The sequence below is a fragment of the Rhizorhabdus wittichii genome, assembly GCF_017607425.1.
GTDB classification, from domain to species: Bacteria; Pseudomonadota; Alphaproteobacteria; order Sphingomonadales; family Sphingomonadaceae; genus Rhizorhabdus; species Rhizorhabdus wittichii.
Genome location: NZ_CP059319.1, coordinates 2,136,257 through 2,154,393 on the forward strand (window position 1 = coordinate 2,136,257; position 18,137 = coordinate 2,154,393).

Sequence of the window (18,137 nt, forward strand, 5' to 3'; positions counted from 1 at the left end):
ATTGAGATAGGCCTGCGATGATGCTTAAACGGGATTTCCGAGCAACCACCACCGCCGCCGACCCGCGCCCGGACGAGGACTGAATGATCGAACCCGACACGGGCACCAGAGGAGAAGCCGTCGCGGCCTGGATTCGCGAGCGGATCGTCAATGGCGAGCTGACCCCGGGAACGCATCTCCAGGAACAGGCGATCGGCAACCTCACCGGCACCTCGCGGACGCCGGTGCGCGAGGCGCTGAAGCTGCTCCAGCGCGAGCAGCTCGTCCTCTATTCGCCCAATCGCGGCTATGTCGTCCGCCGCTTCAGCCTCAAGGACATATTGGACGCGTTCGACGTCCGCGCCACGCTGGAGGGCATGGTCTGCCGGCTGGTCGCCACCAAGGGGCTGAGCGCCGAGGCCGACGCCAGGCTGTCCGAGGTCGACGAGGAGATGCGGCAGGTGGCGTTCGGGACGACCTGGGGCGAGCGCGCGAGCTTCCGCTGGTTCGATCTCAACGGCTATTTCCACAAGCTGCTGATCGAGGAAGCCGACAATCCGATGCTCGCCAGCGTCATCATCCAGACGCAGCGCCTGCCGCTGATCTTCGATTCGAACCAGCGCCTGCGGAGCGCGGTGCAGGTCAGCCGGATGTTCGGCGAGGAGGACACCCAGCGCTCCTACCGCGACCACAAGGCGATCGTCTCGGCGATCCGGGCGCGCGATGCGGGCGAGGCCGAGCGGCTGATGCGCGGCCATATCCTCGAGAGCCGCGAGACGATGCGGCGGAATTTCGGCCGGGCCTATCCGGACCCGGCCGTGGCAGCCGACGGCGACGCTGTGGCGGAGCCGCCGGCCGCCTGACCCTTCCGGTCAGGCCGCAGCTTGCGCGAACCTGCCCTTGTTGAAGTCGTCGATCGCCTGGCGGATCTCCGTCTCGCTGTTCATCACGAACGGGCCGTAGCCGACGATCGGCTCGTCGATCGGCTCGCCGGTCAGGACCAGCAGCACCGCGTCGCCATCGGCCTGGATGCGCACCGCGCCGCCCTCGCGGCTGAGCTGCACCACCTCCGCCTCGCCCGCGCCCGCCCCGCCGTTCACCGTGATATGGCCGCCGAGCACGACGAGCAGCGCGACATGGCCTTCGGGCAGGTCGAGGGTCAGGTCGGCGTCGCGGTTCAGTCGCACGTCCCAGACGTTGATCGGGGTGAAGGTCCGCGCCGGCCCCTTCGCGCCGAGCAGCTCGCCCGCGATCACCCGGCCGGTGCCGGCGCCGCCGGGCAGGTCGACGGTCGGGATGTCGGCCGCGACGATGCCCTGATAGCCGCCGGGCGCCATCTTGTCCTTCGCCGGCAGGTTGACCCAGAGCTGGACCATGCGGAACGGCCCGCCGGTCCTGGCGAACGCCTCGGAATGATATTCCTCGTGCAGGATGCCGCCGGCCGCGGTCATCCACTGGACGTCGCCGGGGCCGATGATGCCGCCATTGCCGGCCGAATCCTTGTGCTCGACCTCGCCGTCATAGACGATCGTGACCGTCTCGAACCCGCGATGGGGATGCTGCCCCACGCCGCGCCGGCCGGTCGTCGGCCCAAAGACATGGGGGCCGGCATAGTCGAGCAGCAGGAACGGGCTCACCTGCCCGCCGAGGCTGTTGTAGGAAAAGAGCGAGCGAACCGGGAAACCGTCGCCGACCCAATGCCGGGCGGAATTGCCGTGGATGCCGAATATGGTCTTCATCGCATATCTCCTGTGCCTTCCGGGAAGGCCGCTTGTCGAAACCATGTATAATCGCGCACCAATCCCGACAGAAGATTGCAAGAAGGGACTCAGCGTCCTAATCATAGGACTATGGAGGACCTCAACGACCTCAGGCTGTTCGTGCAGGCGGTCGACCATGGCGGCTTCGCTGCGGCGGCCCGCGCGCTCGGCCTACAGAAATCGAAGCTCAGCCGGCGGATCGCCCTGCTCGAGGAGCGACTGGGCGTCCGGCTGATCCAGCGCTCGACGCGCCGTTTCTCGATCACCGAGATCGGCCAGGAATATTATCGCCGCTGCGTCGCGATGCTGGTCGAGGCGGAGGCCGCGCAGGCCGTGATCGACCAGTCGCGCTCCGAACCGCGCGGCGTCGTCCGGCTGAGCTGCCCGACCGGACTTCTCGCCTTCCAGTTCGGCGAGCTGCTGGGGCGCTTCATGGCGCTCTACCCCGATGTCGAGCTGCATGTCGAAAGCACCAACCGGCGCGTCGACGTGATCGGCGAGGGCTTCGACCTCGCCATCCGCGTCCGCCCGCCGCCGCTGGCGGAGAGCGAGCTGGTGATGCGCCGCTTCGACGAGCGCACGATCCGCATCGTCGCCGCCCCTGCCCTGCTGACGGCCCGCCTCGTCGCCGCCCCCGCCGACCTATCCGAGCTTCCGACCCTCGATTTCGGCCCCGCCCGCGGCGATCATCGCTGGCGCCTGGCGCATGCCGACGGCCGCGTGGCGGAGGTGCGGCACAAGCCCCGGCTCGTCACCGACGACATGGCGGTGCTGCGCGAGGCGGCGCTGACCGGCGCCGGCGCCGTCCGGCTGCCGACGCTCGCCGTCTGGGACGATCTTCAGAGCGGCAAGCTGGTGACGCTCCTGCCCGAATGGCGGCCGGCGAACGAGATCGTCCACGCCGTCTTCCCCTCGCGGCGCGGCCTGCTGCCGTCGGTCCGCGCGCTGCTCGACTTCATCGCCGGCGAATGCGCGGCCCAGCGCAAGAGGATTCCCGCCTCGGGCGTCGCCTAACGGGTGCCCAAGGCGCTCGCGTCGATGAAGCGGACGGTGGCGTCGTTCATCTCGCGCAGCGCCCGGGCGTCGTCATAGGCCATGTGCCCGGCCGGGACGACCAGCAGCTCGACATTGGCCGCATAGTCGGGCGGCAGCGGCATGTGGTCGAGCGTGAATTTGACCGACATATAGGGCGTCGCCAGGTCGTAGAGGCCCTGGATCGCCAGCACCTTCAGGTTGCGGTTCTTGACGATCGTCGATTGCAACGCGGTCAGCGTCTGCCGGTCGCTGTCCGCGACGACCGCGTCGGCATCGCCGCGACCGAAGCGGAAGCGGGTCGCGACGTCGCGCGAATACATGCGGTAGGGCAGGCTGATATCGTAGCGCAGCTCGCCGAACAGATATTGGCTGGCCGCCGCGGTGAAGGCCGGGGTCAGGTCGCCCATCGCCGGATCGTAGAAGGGCTCCTCGACCGCGCTGGCGGGCGGCGGGCCGACCAGCCGGCCGTCGGTCCGCCCGGTGACGAGGCCGCGATCGGCCTGAAGATATTTCATGAACTGCGGCACGTCGATGCGCAGATTCTCGGTCTCGATCACGCTCGGCGACAGGCCCGTGAAGCGGACGAGCCCGTCGACGATCCGCTGCCGCTCCGCGCCCAGCAGCTTGTTGCCCTTGGCGAGCGCGGGCCCATAGACGTTGGTCGTCCACTCCTCCGCCTCGCGGCGCAGCGCGTCGATGTCGGTGCGCGGCGGGGTCAGCCGGTTATGGAAGGCGGCGATGCTGGCATAGGAGGGCAGCGTCAGCTGATAGGGCAGGTCGTTGATGTTGGTCGGCTGCAAGGTCGCGAAGTCGAGCGCCGAGGACAGCAGCACGACGCCGTTGATCGGCACGCCCCGGCGGATCAGCACGTCCGAAAGCCCGGCCATGCGGAACGAGCCGTAGCTTTCGCCATAAAGATAGAGCGGCGAGCCGAAGCGGCCGTTCTTGCGCAAATAGGTCTGGACGAAGCTCGCGAAGGCGTCGAGGTCGCCGCGCTTCTCCAGCAGGCGGCCCTTGGCGGCGTCGCCCGACAGGCGACTGAAGCCCGTGCCCGGCGCGTCTATGAACACAAGGTCGGTGCGGTCGAGGATGCTGTCGGGATTGTCGGTCAACCGCACCGGCGGCGCGGGCACCGAGCCGTCGGGATTGAGCCGGACCTTGCGCGGCCCGATTCCACCCAGGTGCAGCCAGGCGGTCGCCGCACCGGGGCCACCATTGACCAGGAAGGTGATCGGCCGCGTGCCGGGCGCCGCGCCGTCCTGCGTATAGGCGACGAAGAACATCTGCGCGTCGACGCTGCCGTCGGGGCCCATGATCGGCAGGCGGCCCGCCGTCGCGCTATACTTGATCGCGCGGCCGTGGAAGGTGCCGCTGTGCCGGGTGACGACGTCGGCGCCGCTGCCGACGTCGCCGTCCTCGCCGTTCGCCGGCTGCGCCGCCGCCGGCTTCGGCGCGGCGACCTCCGGCTTGTCGGCCGCGTGCAGGGCACCCGCCATGGCGAACGTCCCCGCTGCGAGGCCTATCGATATCCGCCGACCCAGTCCGATCATAACCACTCCGTTGCTTATCATTTCCCGTCGCCGGGGTGGAGGGCCGGGACGCAAGGGAACGTCCCGGCCCCCGCCTCCATCAGAACTTGACCGTCGCCCCGGCGTAGAAGCTGCGGCCCAGCACGTCGTAGACGCCCGGATAGGTGTTGGACTGATAGAAGCTGGTATAGACCGGCGGCTGCTTGTCGGTCAGGTTGGTCACGCCCAGCCGGAAGGTGAGGCGCTCGTCGATCTTGAGCTGCGTGTTGAGATCGACATAATGATAGGCCGGCGTGCCGATCGCGGTCGAATTGGGAATGCCGATCGCCGACACGTCGATCATCTTGTCGATGTAGCGATATTGGACGCCGACCTGGAACGGGCCGTTGCGATAGGTCAGGTTGGCCTGCGCGCGCCATTCGGGGAAGGCCGCCGGCGTGCCCGCATTGCTGCCCGCCGAGCTGCCGATCGAACCGGCGAGATCCATGGGCCTCGCCCCTGGGAAGTTGGTGACGGCATATTTCTCGGTCCAGTTGACCGTGCCCGACAGGTCGATCGCGCCGGCGTCGTCGCCCAGCCTGATCGTGCCGCCCAGCGACACGTCGATGCCCGACGTCTTGATCCGGCCGAGATTGACGTTGAACGATTCCAGCCGGTTGATTTGGCCGGTCTGGTCGCTACGGCCGATCGCCGAGCAATAGACGTTGTCGGTCGCATAGCCGCTATTGGCGCCACCCAGATTATAGCATTGCTGGACGATCGCGGCGCCCGGGATCGCACCGATCGCCTTCTTCAGGTCGATGCTGTAATAATCGACCGACAGCGACAGGTTGGACAGGATCGAGGACGGCAGGCGCGGCGTCAGCACCGCGCCGATCGTGTAGGTGTTGGCGCTTTCCGGCTTCAGCTTGGGATTGCCGCCGGTGATGCCGCCGTCGACGAGCTGGGTGTTGTTGAAGGTGTAGCTGTCGATGATCTGGCCCGGCACGCCCTGCGCCAGACAGAGGGCGCGGACCTGCGCCGCGTTCGCGCCGGTGCGATAGGCGCTGCGCACGTCGCAGGGGTCGCCCTGCCCCGGCGCGCCCGGCGCGCCGATGATCGGGGTCAGCGGGCTCTGCGGGGTGAACAGTTCGGAGACGTTGGGCGCGCGCACCGCGCGGGAGAAGCCGCCGCGGATGCGCAGCGCGTCGATCACCCGCCAGTCGCCCTCGATCCGGTAGGCGTCGACGCCGCCCGAAAGGTCATAGTCCGAATAGCGGTAGCCCAGGGTGACGTCGAACGCCTTGACCAGCGGCAGATCGCGCAGGATCGGCACCAGCAGCTCGCCGAACACCTCCTTGACGGTGACGCTGCCGTTGACCGCCGGGACGCCGACGCCCTCGATCCCCAATATCTGACCGGTGCGGACGCCGGTGTCGGGCTGGAAGTCGTAGCTGTCGCTGCGGCGGTCGGCGCCGAGCGCAAAGCGAACGTCGCCCGCCCACCAGGAGAAGAGGCGGCCCTGGACGTTCGCCTCGACATAATTCTGCTTGAACTTGGTGTTGCGGATCGTGGTCGACCGCAGCAGCGTCGCACAGGCCGCGCCGCCGTTGAGCGCGAAGGGATCATAGCCGCCCGCGCACTGGCTGGCGCCGCCGTCGGCCGCGTTGATCAGCGCGTTCAGCGTGGTCAGGTTGACGCCGTTGTGGTCGCGGCGGTCGACGGTCTGCTCGCCACGGCTGGCGAACACGTCGAACGTGCCGTCGATCGCCTCGATCCGGCCGGTGACGCCGGCGAGCAGGCGATAGCTGTTGGTGGTGAAGTCGGCCGTCCGCTGCCCGACATCGGCATAGCGGCGCAGCACGGAGAAGGACGCGTTCGGGTTCGGCCGCGACGCCAGCACGGTGCGCAGATCGTCGGGGATGAAGGGATTGGTGGTCGGCACCGTCAGCGTGTTGAAGCCGGGCCCGAACACCAGGCTGGAGGTGAAATGCTGGTAGCCGCCTTCGGCATAGACGTTGATGTCGTCGGCCACCTCATATTCGGCGCGGCCGAACAGGCCGAAGCGCTCGAGCGGGATGGTGAGGCCGCTGACCCCGGTCGAATTGTAGAAGACACCGTTGCCGAGGCGGACGATGTCCTGGCCGCTGCCGTCATAGTTGATGCCGCTGGTCGGCGCGAATAGCGATCCGTTGGCGTTGAACGACAGGTTGCTGTTGGGGCCGACGCTGCCCGGCGCGACGCCATAGCCCGCGAACACGCCGTCGACCGCGCCGGCGGCCGGCAGGTTGAGCGCGCTCGGCACATAGACGCCGAACGGCAGCGCGCCCGACGGGCGGCTGATGCGCGAGAAGGCCCGCGAACGGTTGCTGACGCCGCGGCGCTTGGCATAGTCGACCGAGAGCACCGCATTGCCGCGATCCTCGGCGAAGTTGCCGCCCGCCGTCAGCGACAGGCTGGAGGTGAAGCCGTCGCCGCGGCTGGTGATGCCGGTCTGGCCGTCGAGCTGGACGCCCTCGAAATTCTTCTTGAGGCGGAAGTTGATGACGCCCGCGATCGCGTCCGATCCATAGGCCGCCGAAGCGCCGCCGGTGATCACCTCGATCGACTCGATCAGCGCGGTCGGGATCATGTTGAGGTCGACCGCGCCGGTATAGGTGCCCGCCGTCAGCCGCCGGCCGTTGAGCAGGACCAGGGTGCGCTGCGCCCCCAGGCCGCGCAGCGCGACCGTGGTCGTGCCGCCGGTCGAGGTGTCGTTCGATCCGGAGCCATAGGAGGGCGTCACCTGCGGCAGGCGGGTGAGCGTGTCGTCGAGCGTGACCGACGCGTTGGTCTTGAGCGCGCTCGGCGCGATCGCGACCAGCGGGCTGCTCGACGTCAGGTCCTTGCGGGCGATGCGCGAGCCGGTGACGACGATGTCCTCGGCCGGCGCCGACGCAGCGTCGGGCACGGGCGAGACGCCCTGCGCGAGAGCGGGCGAACCGAGCATCGCGCTGCCGAGCAGCAGCCAGCAGCGGAGCCGAGCGGAGGATGTTCCACGAACCGTCAGCATAATCCAAACCCCCTTGCCTATCGTTGGCCTTTTCCCCGGTCGGCGGCGATGTTTTTCAAGCCAACCGAGTCGAGCAAAAGATTAACACGTTAGTCTTTTTTATCAATCCCATGATGAATTGATTAAGATATTGAAAATACGTGATAAAAATTATCATATCGTTTTAGTTCAAACTTCTTATATTAACATGTTAATAAATATCCGCCTCCGCCATGACCGTGCCGAGCATCGTCCGGAGCATCCCATCGCACCGCTCGAGCTGCTCGATCGCGACGAACTCGTCGGGGCGATGGGCCTGCTCGATCGAACCCGGTCCGCAGATCACCGTCGGGATGCCCGCGCGCTGGAACAGCCCTGCCTCCGACCCGAAGGCGACATGGCCGCACGCCCCCTCGACGCTGTTCGAGCGAACGACCTCGCGCACCAGCGATGCGTCCGCCGCGATCTCGAACGGCGGGATGTCGGCGACCTCCTCGATGCTGATCGCCGCCTCCGGCGCGCGCAGCCGCATCTCGGGCAGCAGTTCGTCCGCCACATGGGCCGCGACCTCGGCGATCAGCGCGGCGCGGTCGGTCGCGGGCAGATGGCGGATATCGATCCGAAATTCGCAGCGGTCGGCGACGATGTTGCCGGCGGTGCCGCCGTCGATGCGGTTCACCTGGATCGTCGAATAGGGCACGTCGAAGCCCGCATGGCGCGGCTCGATCGCTTCGAGCCGGCGGCCGATCTCGCGCAGCTTCATGACGATGCAGGCGGCATATTCGATCGCGTTGACGCCGGTCGGCGCCAGCGACGAATGGGCCGCGCGCCCGGTCACGGTGCAGCGGTACATGCCCGCGCCCTTGTGGCCGATGATCGCCTTCATGCCGGTCGGCTCGCCGACGATGCAGCCGCCCGCGCGCACCCCGCGCCGCACCAGGTCGTCGATCATCCGCGGCGCGCCCCGGCAGCCGAGTTCCTCGTCATAGGACAGCGCCAGGTGCAGCGGACGCGCGCCGTCGAGCGCGCGCATCTCGGGCACCAGCGCCAGCGCCACCGCGATGAACCCCTTCATGTCGCAGGTCCCGCGCCCATAGACGCGGCCGTCGCGCAGCTCGGCGGCGAAGGGATCGCTCGACCATTGCTGCCCCGTCACCGGCACCACGTCGGTGTGGCCGGACAGGATCAGGCCGCCGTCGCCCGGAACCACCGTCGCGAACAGATTGGCCTTCCGCCCGGCGGCGTCGAAGGTCAGGTGCGCTTCGACGCCATGGCCGGCGAGATAGTCGCGGACCCATTCGATCAGCGCCATGTTGCTGTCCGCGCTGACCGTGGGGAAGCCCACCAGCGTCCGCAGGATCGGCAGCCAGTCACCCATGGAGGCGATGCCGGCAAGGACGGACGGGAAACAGGATCATGGGAACTCCAACTATTAACATGTTAATCTATTGAGCGGAGGACGGCCGTCCGGCGCGGGCGGCCTAGTTCCTCCGCGCCTCCTCCTTGCCGATGATGTCGATCAGCGCCTGCAACTCGCGCCGCAGCGCCGCGAGCCGCGCCGTGCCCAGGTCGGCGGCGTAGGAGTCGAGCACGTCGATAATCTGCGGGCTGGCGTCATGGACGAGATCCTCGCCCGCCTCGGTCAGTTGCAGGATGATGCGGCGCTTGTTGGCCGGATCGACGGCGCGCTGGATCAGCCCGCGATCGGCCATGTCCTTGATGATGCGCGTCGCGCTCGGCGGGTGCAGCAGCGCATGCGCGGCGAGCGAACCGAGATCGAGCGCGCCCTCGTCCGACAGCGCGCGCAGGACGCGCCATTGCTGGTCGGTGACGCCGGCGTCGCGCAGGCAGGGCCGGATCGGCGCCATCACCGCCTCGCGCGCCGCCAGCAGCAGTCCCGCCAGCGAGACGCGGTATGGAGGCATGTTGGTCGACACCATGGCCCATCCTTCCCTTGCCGCGCGGAGCGCGCGTCACGCCTCGTCCGTAGCCTCGTCCCCGTCGTCGCCGGCCAGCGTCAGGCCGTCCGCCACCTTGTTGAGCAGTGCGAGCAGCGCCGCCCGCTCCCCGTCGCCGAGGATCGCGTCGAGCTGCCGCTCATGCCGCGCGGCGCAGGCGGCGAGGATCGAGAGCTTCTTGCGGCCGAGCGCGGTCAGGTCGAGCAGCCGGCTGCGGCGATCGGTCGGATGGTCGTGGCGCGCGATCAGCCCGCCCCGCTCCATCTCCTTGAGCAGCGGCGTCAGCGTCGTCTTGTCGCGCCCGACCGCGAGGCTGAGCTGGGTCTGCGAGATGCCGGGATGGTCGGAGATCACCTGCAGCACCGCATAATGGCCGGCGCGCAGCCCCTTGTCGTCGACCAGCACGGAGAAGGCCTGGAAGGACGCGCCCATCGCCCGGCCGAGCTGGAAGCCGACCTGCCGCCGCAGCGTCGCCGCGAGCTCGCCGGTCTTGGCGAGGACGGGCGCGGGTTCGCCCGCGGCCCCGGCGCGGCGCGCGGCGCCCTTCGCGACCGGCCGCCTGCTCCCGATCCTTCTCCGCCCGGCGTCGTCCAACACGTCTTCTCCCGCGATCGATCCACGTCGATGTCGTCCGCTTCATATCACAATGAAGAGCGGCCGCAAGAAATAGTTGGATTTCAAACCATCTTGTTGGATTCACATCCCCATCTTCTCGTCATTCCCGCGAAAGCGGGAATCCATGGACGGCGGCCCGCAAGAGACGGAATGTGCCGTGACCGTGGATTCCCGCTTTCGCGGGAATGACGACGGGGACGGGAGCGGGCTCAGCCCTTCAGCGCGTCGAGCAGGCCCCGGCTTCCCTTCATCAGCACGCCGATGTCGGTGCCGATCGACACGAAGCAGGCGCCGGCCGCCATGCGGGCGCGGGCGTCCTCGGGCGACAGGGCGAAGATGCCGGCCGCCTTGCCCGCGCGCTGGACCCGGTCGAGCGCGCCCGCGATCGCGTCCTGCACCTCGGCATGGCCGGGGTTGCCGAGATGGCCGAGCGCGCCGGCCAGGTCGCCCGGGCCGATGAACAGCGCGTCGACCCCGTCGACGGCGGCGATCTCCTCGATCGCGTCGAGGCCGGCGCGGCTTTCGATCTGGACGATCAGGCAGATGTCCTCATGCGCGCGGGCGAGATAGCCGCCATCGGCGCCGAAGCCCGACGCCCGGCTGGTCGCGCTGGCGACACCGCGGATGCCGCGCGGCGGGAAGCGGGTCGCGGCGACCAGCATCTCGGCCTGCGCCGCGCTCTCGACCATCGGCACCAGCAGCGAGCGGAAGCCGATGTCGAGATATTGCTTGATCACCGCCGGATCGCCGACCGCCGGGCGCACCACCGGCTCGACCGGATGGCGCGCCACCGCCTGGAGCTGCGCGAGCAGCGTCTGGACCGTGTTGGGCGCATGCTCGCCGTCGAACAGCAGCCAGTCATAGCCCGCCCCGGCGCAGATCTCCGCCGTATAGGGATTGGCCAGCGCCTGCCACAGGCCGATCTGCGGGCGCCGTTCGGCGAGCGCCGTCTTGAGCGCGTTCATGCGAACCGCACCGAGATCGAGCCCATGCCGCCGAAATCGACATGGAAGCCGTCGCCCGGCCGGGCGAAGACCGGCGCGGTGAAGCTGCCGCCGAGGATGATCTCCCCCGCCTCCAGCGCCTCGCCATGGGGCGCGAGCTTGTTGGCGAGCCAGGCCGGCCCCTTGGCGGGATGGCCGAGCACGGCGGCGGCGACGCCCGAATCCTCGATCACGCCGTTGCGGTGGATCAGCGCGGCGATCCAGCGCAGGTCGACCGCCTCGGGCCGGACCGGCCGGCTGCCGAGGACGAGGCCGGCATTGGCGGCGTTGTCGGAAATGGTGTCGAACACCTTGCGGGTGACGCCGGTCGCCGGATCGATCCGCTCGATCCGCGCGTCGATGATCTCGATCGCGGGGACGACATAGTCGGTCGCGTCGAGCACGTCGAAGATCGTGCAGCCCGGCCCTTCGAGCCGCTTGCCAAGGATGAAGGCGAGCTCGACCTCGACCCGCGGCTCGATGAAGCGATCGGCCGGGATGTCGCCGCCATCCTCGAACAGCATGTCGTCGAGCAGCGCGCCATAGTCGGGCTCGGTGATGTTCGACGAACGCTGCATCGCCCGGCTCGTCAGGCCGATCTTGTGGCCGATCAGCGTGCGGCCGGCGGCGAGCTTGCGGCGGACCCAGGCGCGCTGGATCGCATAGCCGTCCTCGATCGTCATCTCGGGGTAGGCGAGCGAGAATTGCCCGATCTGGCTGCGGCCGCGCTCGGCGGCGTCAAGCCGTTCGGCGCAGGCTTCGACGATGGAGGGATCGAGCGGCATCAATCCGCCTTTCTGAAACGCTGGTGGATGTTGTTGTGCTTGAAGCTGCCGGCCTCATCGGCCTCCTCGACATAGAGCGAGAGGGCGAGATAGCGGCGCTCGAACAGCTCGGCGAAATGCGCCTTCACCGCCTCGAACAGCCGGCCGAAGAATTCGCGCTTGAACTCGGCGCTGCGCCCCGCCCCCATCTTCACGGTGATGTTGACGAAAGCGTCGTCCGCTTTGCCGTCGGCGACGACATAATCGTCGAGGCGGATGCCGCGCACGCGGATGCCGCCCCAGGGGAAGACGCCGCCGGAATCGCGCATCGTCGCGGCGATCAGTTCGAGCAGGCCGCGAATGTCGGCCTCGTCCGCCAGGTTGGCGGTCCATTCCACGATCGCGTGGGCCATCAGGCGATCTCCATCGTCGCGACGGTGCAGCCGACCGCGAAGATCGGAATCGGCTCGAAATAATGGACGGTGCCCCGGCCGCGCGCGGCGGCGGCGGCGGCGATGAAGGTGCGGATCTCGAAACCGCCTTGCCCCGCCTCGGCATAGGTCTGGGCGTCGGTGTAATCGAGCATCGCCGCCTTGTCGCCCCGCGACCAGCGGTCGAGGAAGTCGCGGTCCCACGCCTCGTTGATCCGCCCGCTGTCGGGGGTCGCCGGCCAGTGCGAGATGCCGCCGGTGCCGACCAGCGCGATCCGTTCCGGCACCGAATCCGCCGCGCGGCGCAGCGCCTCGCCGAACGCCCAGGCGCGGTGCAGCGGGGTGAGCGGCGGCCCCTGGCAGTTGATGTTGGCCGGGATGACGGTCAGCTCGTTGTGCGGGTCGAGGAAGTGGAGCGGCACCATGATGCCATGATCGAAGCGCCATTCCTCGGCGAAGGCGACGTCGACGCTCTGCTGCACCTCGGCGATCAGCCGCTGCGACAGGTCCGGGTCGCCCTTCGCGCGCCGCTTCGGGATCGCCAGCCAGGCCGGGTCCTCGATCGGCCCGTCATAGCCGTCGGCCATGCCCATCGCATAGGCCGGCATGTTGTTCATGAAGAAATTGGCGAAATGCTCGGCCGCGATGACGATGATCGCGTCGGGCCGGGTGGCGTGCAGCCGCGCGCGCATGTCGTCGAAGGCGGCGTAGAGCGCCTCCTTCTGTTCGACGGGCGCGCGGTCGGCACGGCCGGTGATGCCGGGCGCGTGGCTGCACACGCCGGTGAAGACCAGGCTCATCTCAGGCTCCCGCTATCTTTTCGTCGACCGAGGTCGTCATCGCATAGATTCCCGCGCGGACCGGGCCGTGCGCCTTCACCCCGTCGCGCATCCGCTGGAGATAGTCGGACCATTCGATCCCGCAAAAGGCCGCATAATGCATCAATATCTGGCCGTTGACGCCGAGCACGTAGAGCAGGCCGATATCGGGCTGCAGCAGCGCGGTCCGCTCCTCGCCGGTCAGCGCATAGCCGTCGGCGACGCTCTCGGGCGCCTCGCGGAAGCGCGCCTTGAGCGCGTCGTCGCGGTTGAGCTCGTAGAGCAGCTTGCTGAGCTGGTAGAGGCTCATGCCGTCGCCTCCGCGACCAGATGGTTGGCGAGCGCGCCGATGCCCTCGATCTCGCACACTACCCTATCGCCGGCCGCGCAGAAATGGACGCCCTGCGGCGTGCCGGTCAGGATCAGGTCGCCCGCCATCAGCGTCATCGTCGAGGAGAGATAGGCGATCAGCTCGGCGACGCTCATCACCATGTCGGCGGTCGATCCGTCCTGGACGACCTGCCCGTTGACGGTCGTCCGGAGCGCCAGTGCCTGCGGATCGGGGATGTCGGCCGCGTCGACGATCCAGGGGCCGAGCGGGGTCGTCCGGTCGCGGTTCTTCACCCGCGCATTGGGCCGGTAGTAATTCTCCAGATATTCGCGGATCGCATAGTCGCAGGCGATCGTATAGCCGGCGACATGGTCGAGCGCCCGCTCGGCCGACACCTTGCGGGCCGGCGTGCCGATCACCGCGACCAGCTCGCATTCGGGGTGCATCTGGTTGCCGTCGACGGGGCGCGGCGTCGTCCCCTCATGACCGGTCAGCGTGTTCGGCCCCTTGAGGAAGATCAGCGGCGGCTCCTTCGACTGGAAGCCCAGTTCCTTGTTGTGATCGGCATAGTTGAGGCCGAGCGCGAAGATCGTCGCGCCCGGCGTCACCGGCGGTAGCCATTGCGCCGTCGCGGCGTCGACCGTCGCGCCGCCGGGCAGGCGCAGCTTGCCGCCGTCACCGACGATCTCGGCCCAGACGGCGGTGCCGCCGTGGAGGATGCGGGCGCGCTTCATCGGGCGTCTCCCTGGCGGACATGGGCGGTGACGGGGGCGAGCCCCGCGACCTCGACGGTGACGGTCTGGCCGGGGCGGATGCGCGGCGCATCGTGCGGCAGGCCGACGAGCAGCAGATCGCCCGCCGACAGGGTCATGAAGCTCGACAGGTCGGCGATCAGCGTCGCCATGTCGCGGACCAGCCGGTCGGGCGACCAGCGGTGCGCGACCGCACCGTCGACCGTGGTGACGATCTCGGCCGAAGCAAAAGCGGGCGTGAAGGCGGCGACGGCGCCCAGCGGCAGGAAGGCGTCGCGGCAGCGCAGCGGCACCACCGGCCGGTAATAGCTGTCGTGCGGCACGGTGACGTCGATCGCCGCGCAGATGCCGGCGACATGGTCGAGCGCCTGCGCCGCCGCGACCTTCGCCGCGTCGCGGCCGATCAGCAGCGCCAGCGTCGGCGCCGCCTCGACCTCGGGCTCGTCGCCGATGAACACCTCGCTCCCCGATCCCGTCACGCAGCCGCGCGGCTTGATGTAGACGACGGGCGCGACGGGCGGCGCCTTGTACGGCGCTTCCGCGAACTGCCCGCCGAGCCTGTTGCGCTCCTCGCGATCGTTGAGCACAACCCCGTAAACCGTGCCGGTCACCATGCCATCCATCCACCCATGATCGAATTATTTAACATGCTAACTTGTAAACCGCAAAAAGCGCTGGCAGTCGGAACATCATGCAAGAACCCCGTCGGAAACTTCAGCCCTATCGCCAGTCGCTGGCGGGAACCCTTCTCGCCGCGCGCGAGGCGGTCATGGCGCCGCTGCGGCCGATGCTGCGCGACGCCGGCGTCACCGAGCAGCAATGGCGCGTGCTGCGCGTCATCCGCGACTCCCAGCCGATCGACGCGACCGCACTGGCCGACGCCGCTTTGCTGTTCGGCCCCAGCGTCACCCGCATCCTGAAGGAGCTGCTCGACCGCCGCCTGATCGTCCGCGAGACCGATCCGCGCGACCGGCGCCGCTCGATCGTCACCCTCACCCCGGCGGGCCGCGCGCTGATCGAGCATACCGCCAGCCAGACCGTGCAGGTGCTCGACCGCTATGCCGAGCGCTTCGGCCCCGAGCGGCTCGAAGCGCTCAAGAACGAGCTGCGCGCGCTGATCGACGCGATCGGGCCGCTCGGCGAGGACTGATCCCGCCGCCGTCACAGCGCCACGCACAGATATTTGGTCTCGAGATAATCCTCCAGGCCGTGGCGCGATCCCTCGCGGCCGAGCCCCGACGCCTTGACCCCGCCGAACGGCGCGACCTCGGTCGAGATCAGCCCGGTGTTGATCCCGATCATCCCGCTCTCGATCGCCTCCGCGACCTTCCACACCCGGCCGATATCGCGCGCATAGACATAGGCGGCGAGGCCGTAGGGCGAGGCATTGGCCTGCGCGATCGCCTCGGCGTCGCCGTCGAAGCGGATCACCGCGGCGAGCGGGCCGAAGGTCTCCTCGCGCGTCACCGCCATGGCGGCGGTGACGTCGCGCAGCACGGTCGGCACGAAGAAATTGCCCGACAGCCGCGCGCCGCCGGTCAGGACGGTCGCCCCCTGCCCGACCGCGTCGGCGACATGCGCCTCGACCTTGGCGACCGCGCCGGCGTCGATCAGCGGGCCGACGTCGTTGGCCGGATCGGTGCCGGGGCCGACCCGGAGCGCCGCGACCGCCGCCGCCAGCTTCGCGGTGAAGGCGTCATGGATGCCCGCCTGAGCATAGATGCGGTTGACCGACACGCAGGTCTGGCCCGCATTGCGGAACTTGGACGCGATGCAGCCCTCGACCGCCGCGTCGACATCGGCGTCGTCGAAGACGATGAAGGGCGCGTTGCCGCCCAGTTCGAGGCCGAGCTTCTTGATGGTCGCGGCCGACTGCTCCATCAGCAGCGCGCCGATCCGGGTCGATCCGGTGAAGCTGATCTTGCGGACGACCGGGCTTCGGGTCAGCGCGCCGCCGATCGCCGCGGCGTCGCCGGTGACGATGTTGAGCAGCCCGTCGGGAAGCCCCGCCTCCTGCGCCAGCACGCCGAGCGCGAGCGCCGAGAAAGGCGTCTTCTCCGAAGGCTTGAGCACCACCGCGCAGCCCGCCGCGAGCGCGGGCGCGATCTTGCGCGTGACCATCGCCGCCGGGAAGTTCCACGGCGTGATCGCGCCGACCACGCCGACTGGCTGCCGGAGCACGAACAGCCGCTTGTCGGCGGCATGGGTCGGGATAACCTCGCCATAGGCGCGCCGCCCCTCCTCCGCGAACCAGTCGAGATAGGAGGCCGCATAGGCGATCTCGCCGCGCGCCTCGGCGAGCGGCTTGCCCTGCTCGCGGGTCAGCAGCGCGGCGAGGTCGTCCTGCCGATCGATCATCAGCGCGGCGAAGCGCCTGAGCACCGCCCCCCGCTCCTGCGCGGTGCGCGCCGCCCAGCCGGGCATGGCCGCCGCCGCCGCGCTGATCGCGCGCTCGGCGGCGTCGCGGCCGAGCGCGGGCACGCGGCCGACGACCGCGCCGGTCGCGGGGTCGTCGACCTCGATCCAGTCCTTGCCCGCGACCCAGGCGCCGTCGATCAGGCACGCCTCGCGGACGAGGTCCATCGCCATGGGATCAGGCGCCCAGCTTCTGGATCGCATGGTCCTGATAGGCGAGCGCGATGTTCTTCGTCTCCATGTAGAAGTCGAAGCTCCAGTCGCCGCCGTCGCGGCCGATGCCGCTCGCCTTCACGCCGCCGAACGGCGACGGCAGGTGGCGGACATTCTCGCTGTTGACCCAGACCATGCCGGCCTCCAGCGCCTGCGAGACGCGTAGGCCGCGGCCCATGTCGCGGGTCCAGACATAGCCGGCCAGGCCATATTCGACGTCGTTCGCCTTGGCGATCGCGTCGGCCTCGTCCTCGAACGGGATGACGGTCAGGACCGGGCCGAAGATCTCCTCCTGCGCGATCCGCATCGACTGGGCGGCGCCGGTGAACAGGGTCGGCTGGAAGAAATAGCCGGCCCCCTCGATCCGCTCGCCGCCGACCGCGATCTTCGCGCCGTCGGCGCGGGCGATGTCCATGTAGCTGGCGACCTTGTCGAGATGACGCTGGTGGATCAGCGGACCGACTTCGGTCGCCGGATCGAGCGGATCGCCGACCTTGAGGTTGGCGACGCGCGCGGCGAGCTTCGCCTCGAACGCCTCGCGGATCGACGACTGGACCAGCAGCCGCGACGAGGAGGTGCAGCGCTGCCCGTTGAGCGAGTAGATCATGAACACTACGGCATCGAGCGCGCGATCGAGATCGGCGTCGTCGAAGACGATGACCGGGTTCTTGCCGCCCAGCTCGAAATGGACGCGCTTCAGCGTGTCGGCGCCCTGCTTCATGATCGCCGATCCGGTGCGCGATTCCCCGACGAAGGCCACCGCCTTGATGTCGGGATGCTCGGTCAGCCGCCGGCCGGTCGTCTCGCCCAGGCCGTTGACCGCGTTGAACACGCCGGCGGGCAGCCCCGCCTCATGCGCGATCTCGACCAGCAGGCGCGCCGAATAAGGCGACCATTCGGCCGGCTTGTGGACGACCGTGCAGCCCGCCGCCAGCGCGGGGGCGATCTTCCAGGTCGACAGCATGAACGGCGTGTTCCACGGCGTGATCACGCCGACCGGGCCGATCGGGGTGCGGGTGGTGACGTTGAGCTGCCCGCCCGCCGGCAGCGCCTGGCCGTCGCGGGCGCCCGGCGCGCGATCGGCGAAGAAGCGGAAATTCTCCGCGCCGCGGATCGCCGCCTTCGACATGAAGCGCCAGCACTGGCCGGCATCGACGCACTCGACCGCCGCGATCTCCTCGGCCCGCTCGACGATCAGGTCGGCGATGCGGTGGAGGACGGCGCGGCGCTTGTCGCCCGGCACCGCCGCCCAGGCGGGGAAGGCATCCTTCGCAGCCTTGACGGCGGCGTCGAGCTCCCCGGCGGTCGCGTCGCGCGCGGTGCCGAGCGATTGGCCCGTCGCGGGCTCGGTCACGTCGAAAGTGGTGCCGGCGCCGGGCACCGCCTGCCCCGCGATGAAGTGGCCGATGCATCCGTCGTCGATGGCGGTGATGCGGTCGATGGCGCCGCTGCGGCGATCCTGGGTCATGAATATCTCCGATTCGAACCCGAGCTAGATACTTATCATGTTAAGTTCATGCAAGCGCGATGACGCCCCCGACAGG

General features: G+C 69.0%; 18 protein-coding genes. 3 read left to right on the top strand and 15 right to left on the bottom strand.

From position 1 onward, the window contains the following. Positions 1-83: 83 nt before the first annotated feature. On the top strand, positions 84-842 hold the full coding sequence (locus tag HRJ34_RS10130; RefSeq protein WP_012050500.1) for a GntR family transcriptional regulator: 759 nt from the start codon (positions 84-86) through the stop codon (positions 840-842). A gap of 9 nt (positions 843-851) precedes the next feature. Here HRJ34_RS10130 and HRJ34_RS10135 read toward each other — a convergent pair whose 3' ends face one another. Next, positions 852-1,718 (bottom strand): pirin family protein, encoded by an 867-nt coding sequence (locus HRJ34_RS10135; protein ID WP_208633997.1) that lies wholly within the window; start codon positions 1,716-1,718, stop codon positions 852-854. 111 nt (positions 1,719-1,829) lie between these two features. Between HRJ34_RS10135 and HRJ34_RS10140 the strand changes: the two genes are divergently transcribed. Further along, entirely contained in the window at positions 1,830-2,753 is a 924-nt protein-coding gene (locus HRJ34_RS10140) for a LysR substrate-binding domain-containing protein (protein ID WP_012050498.1), read from the top strand. On the opposite strand, the gene HRJ34_RS10145 is transcribed toward HRJ34_RS10140, so the two are convergent. The 12 genes from HRJ34_RS10145 to HRJ34_RS10200 form a co-directional block, all read right to left on the bottom strand. Further along, positions 2,750-4,270, bottom strand: coding sequence for a S10 family peptidase (locus tag HRJ34_RS10145; RefSeq protein WP_226949130.1), 1,521 nt, complete (start codon positions 4,268-4,270; stop codon positions 2,750-2,752). The two genes, HRJ34_RS10140 and HRJ34_RS10145, sit on opposite strands and share 4 nt — an antisense overlap. A 133-nt stretch (positions 4,271-4,403) precedes the next feature. Then, the gene (locus HRJ34_RS10150) at positions 4,404-7,334 is read right to left on the bottom strand and encodes a TonB-dependent receptor domain-containing protein (RefSeq protein ID WP_208633999.1); all 2,931 of its coding nucleotides are present in this window, start codon (positions 7,332-7,334) and stop codon (positions 4,404-4,406) included. A 190-nt stretch (positions 7,335-7,524) separates the two neighbouring features. Further along, the gene (gene argE, locus HRJ34_RS10155) at positions 7,525-8,691 is read right to left on the bottom strand and encodes an acetylornithine deacetylase (RefSeq protein WP_208634000.1); all 1,167 of its coding nucleotides are present in this window, start codon (positions 8,689-8,691) and stop codon (positions 7,525-7,527) included. 103 nt (positions 8,692-8,794) lie between these two features. After that, positions 8,795-9,253 (bottom strand): MarR family transcriptional regulator, encoded by a 459-nt coding sequence (locus HRJ34_RS10160; protein WP_012050494.1) that lies wholly within the window; start codon positions 9,251-9,253, stop codon positions 8,795-8,797. A 33-nt stretch (positions 9,254-9,286) separates the two neighbouring features. After that, positions 9,287-9,868 (bottom strand): MarR family winged helix-turn-helix transcriptional regulator, encoded by a 582-nt coding sequence (locus HRJ34_RS10165; protein ID WP_208634001.1) that lies wholly within the window; start codon positions 9,866-9,868, stop codon positions 9,287-9,289. A 227-nt stretch (positions 9,869-10,095) separates the two neighbouring features. After that, positions 10,096-10,851 carry an HpcH/HpaI aldolase family protein gene (locus HRJ34_RS10170; RefSeq protein ID WP_016745326.1) on the bottom strand — a complete coding sequence of 252 codons (756 nt, stop codon included), beginning with the start codon at positions 10,849-10,851 and terminating at the stop codon, positions 10,096-10,098. Then, positions 10,848-11,654 carry a 2-oxo-hept-4-ene-1,7-dioate hydratase gene (gene hpaH, locus HRJ34_RS10175; protein WP_208634002.1) on the bottom strand — a complete coding sequence of 269 codons (807 nt, stop codon included), beginning with the start codon at positions 11,652-11,654 and terminating at the stop codon, positions 10,848-10,850. The genes HRJ34_RS10170 and hpaH overlap by 4 nt, the downstream gene beginning before the upstream one ends. Beyond that, entirely contained in the window at positions 11,654-12,046 is a 393-nt protein-coding gene (locus HRJ34_RS10180) for a 5-carboxymethyl-2-hydroxymuconate Delta-isomerase (RefSeq protein ID WP_012050490.1), read from the bottom strand. The genes hpaH and HRJ34_RS10180 overlap by 1 nt, the downstream gene beginning before the upstream one ends. Then, complete coding sequence (locus HRJ34_RS10185) at positions 12,046-12,864, bottom strand: DODA-type extradiol aromatic ring-opening family dioxygenase (RefSeq protein WP_208634003.1); 819 nt, start codon at positions 12,862-12,864, stop codon at positions 12,046-12,048. Before HRJ34_RS10185 ends, HRJ34_RS10180 begins: the two co-directional genes overlap by 1 nt. A gap of 1 nt (position 12,865) precedes the next feature. Beyond that, entirely contained in the window at positions 12,866-13,192 is a 327-nt protein-coding gene (locus HRJ34_RS10190; RefSeq protein ID WP_012050488.1) for an aromatic ring-opening dioxygenase subunit LigA, read from the bottom strand. Then, entirely contained in the window at positions 13,189-13,947 is a 759-nt protein-coding gene (locus tag HRJ34_RS10195; protein ID WP_208634004.1) for a fumarylacetoacetate hydrolase family protein, read from the bottom strand. Before HRJ34_RS10195 ends, HRJ34_RS10190 begins: the two co-directional genes overlap by 4 nt. Continuing rightward, positions 13,944-14,579 carry a fumarylacetoacetate hydrolase family protein gene (locus tag HRJ34_RS10200; protein ID WP_226949131.1) on the bottom strand — a complete coding sequence of 212 codons (636 nt, stop codon included), beginning with the start codon at positions 14,577-14,579 and terminating at the stop codon, positions 13,944-13,946. Before HRJ34_RS10200 ends, HRJ34_RS10195 begins: the two co-directional genes overlap by 4 nt. Positions 14,580-14,656: 77 nt before the next feature. On the opposite strand from HRJ34_RS10200, the gene hpaR reads away from it, so the two are divergent. Continuing rightward, a complete protein-coding gene (hpaR, locus tag HRJ34_RS10205) occupies positions 14,657-15,115 on the top strand; it encodes a homoprotocatechuate degradation operon regulator HpaR (protein WP_029992503.1) in 459 nt (152 codons plus the stop codon). Between the two features lie 11 nt (positions 15,116-15,126). Here hpaR and HRJ34_RS10210 read toward each other — a convergent pair whose 3' ends face one another. Further along, positions 15,127-16,554, bottom strand: coding sequence for an NAD-dependent succinate-semialdehyde dehydrogenase (locus HRJ34_RS10210; RefSeq protein WP_208634006.1), 1,428 nt, complete (start codon positions 16,552-16,554; stop codon positions 15,127-15,129). 4 nt (positions 16,555-16,558) lie between these two features. Beyond that, positions 16,559-18,061, bottom strand: a complete 1,503-nt coding sequence (hpaE, locus tag HRJ34_RS10215) for a 5-carboxymethyl-2-hydroxymuconate semialdehyde dehydrogenase (RefSeq protein ID WP_012050483.1) — start codon at positions 18,059-18,061, stop codon at positions 16,559-16,561. Between the last annotated feature and the right edge of the window lie 76 nt (positions 18,062-18,137).

Excerpts from the sequence above, each read along its gene's own strand:
- HRJ34_RS10185 (WP_208634003.1), bottom strand. The coding sequence starts at position 12,864 with ATGAGCCTGGTCTTCACCGGCGTGTGCAGCCACGCGCCCGGCATCACC.
- HRJ34_RS10140 (WP_012050498.1), top strand. The coding sequence starts at position 1,830 with ATGGAGGACCTCAACGACCTCAGGCTGTTCGTGCAGGCGGTCGACCAT.
- HRJ34_RS10135 (WP_208633997.1), bottom strand. The coding sequence starts at position 1,718 with ATGAAGACCATATTCGGCATCCACGGCAATTCCGCCCGGCATTGGGTC.
- hpaH (WP_208634002.1), bottom strand. The coding sequence starts at position 11,654 with ATGCCGCTCGATCCCTCCATCGTCGAAGCCTGCGCCGAACGGCTTGAC.
- HRJ34_RS10150 (WP_208633999.1), bottom strand. The coding sequence starts at position 7,334 with ATGCTGACGGTTCGTGGAACATCCTCCGCTCGGCTCCGCTGCTGGCTG.
- HRJ34_RS10170 (WP_016745326.1), bottom strand. The coding sequence starts at position 10,851 with ATGAACGCGCTCAAGACGGCGCTCGCCGAACGGCGCCCGCAGATCGGC.
- HRJ34_RS10210 (WP_208634006.1), bottom strand. The coding sequence starts at position 16,554 with ATGGCGATGGACCTCGTCCGCGAGGCGTGCCTGATCGACGGCGCCTGG.
- argE (WP_208634000.1), bottom strand. The coding sequence starts at position 8,691 with ATGGGTGACTGGCTGCCGATCCTGCGGACGCTGGTGGGCTTCCCCACG.
- hpaE (WP_012050483.1), bottom strand. The coding sequence starts at position 18,061 with ATGACCCAGGATCGCCGCAGCGGCGCCATCGACCGCATCACCGCCATC.
- HRJ34_RS10190 (WP_012050488.1), bottom strand. The coding sequence starts at position 13,192 with ATGAGCCTCTACCAGCTCAGCAAGCTGCTCTACGAGCTCAACCGCGAC.
- HRJ34_RS10195 (WP_208634004.1), bottom strand. The coding sequence starts at position 13,947 with ATGAAGCGCGCCCGCATCCTCCACGGCGGCACCGCCGTCTGGGCCGAG.
- HRJ34_RS10160 (WP_012050494.1), bottom strand. The coding sequence starts at position 9,253 with ATGGTGTCGACCAACATGCCTCCATACCGCGTCTCGCTGGCGGGACTG.
- HRJ34_RS10145 (WP_226949130.1), bottom strand. The coding sequence starts at position 4,270 with ATGGCGGGTGCCCTGCACGCGGCCGACAAGCCGGAGGTCGCCGCGCCG.
- HRJ34_RS10130 (WP_012050500.1), top strand. The coding sequence starts at position 84 with ATGATCGAACCCGACACGGGCACCAGAGGAGAAGCCGTCGCGGCCTGG.
- hpaR (WP_029992503.1), top strand. The coding sequence starts at position 14,657 with ATGCAAGAACCCCGTCGGAAACTTCAGCCCTATCGCCAGTCGCTGGCG.
- HRJ34_RS10180 (WP_012050490.1), bottom strand. The coding sequence starts at position 12,046 with ATGGCCCACGCGATCGTGGAATGGACCGCCAACCTGGCGGACGAGGCC.
- HRJ34_RS10200 (WP_226949131.1), bottom strand. The coding sequence starts at position 14,579 with ATGGTGACCGGCACGGTTTACGGGGTTGTGCTCAACGATCGCGAGGAG.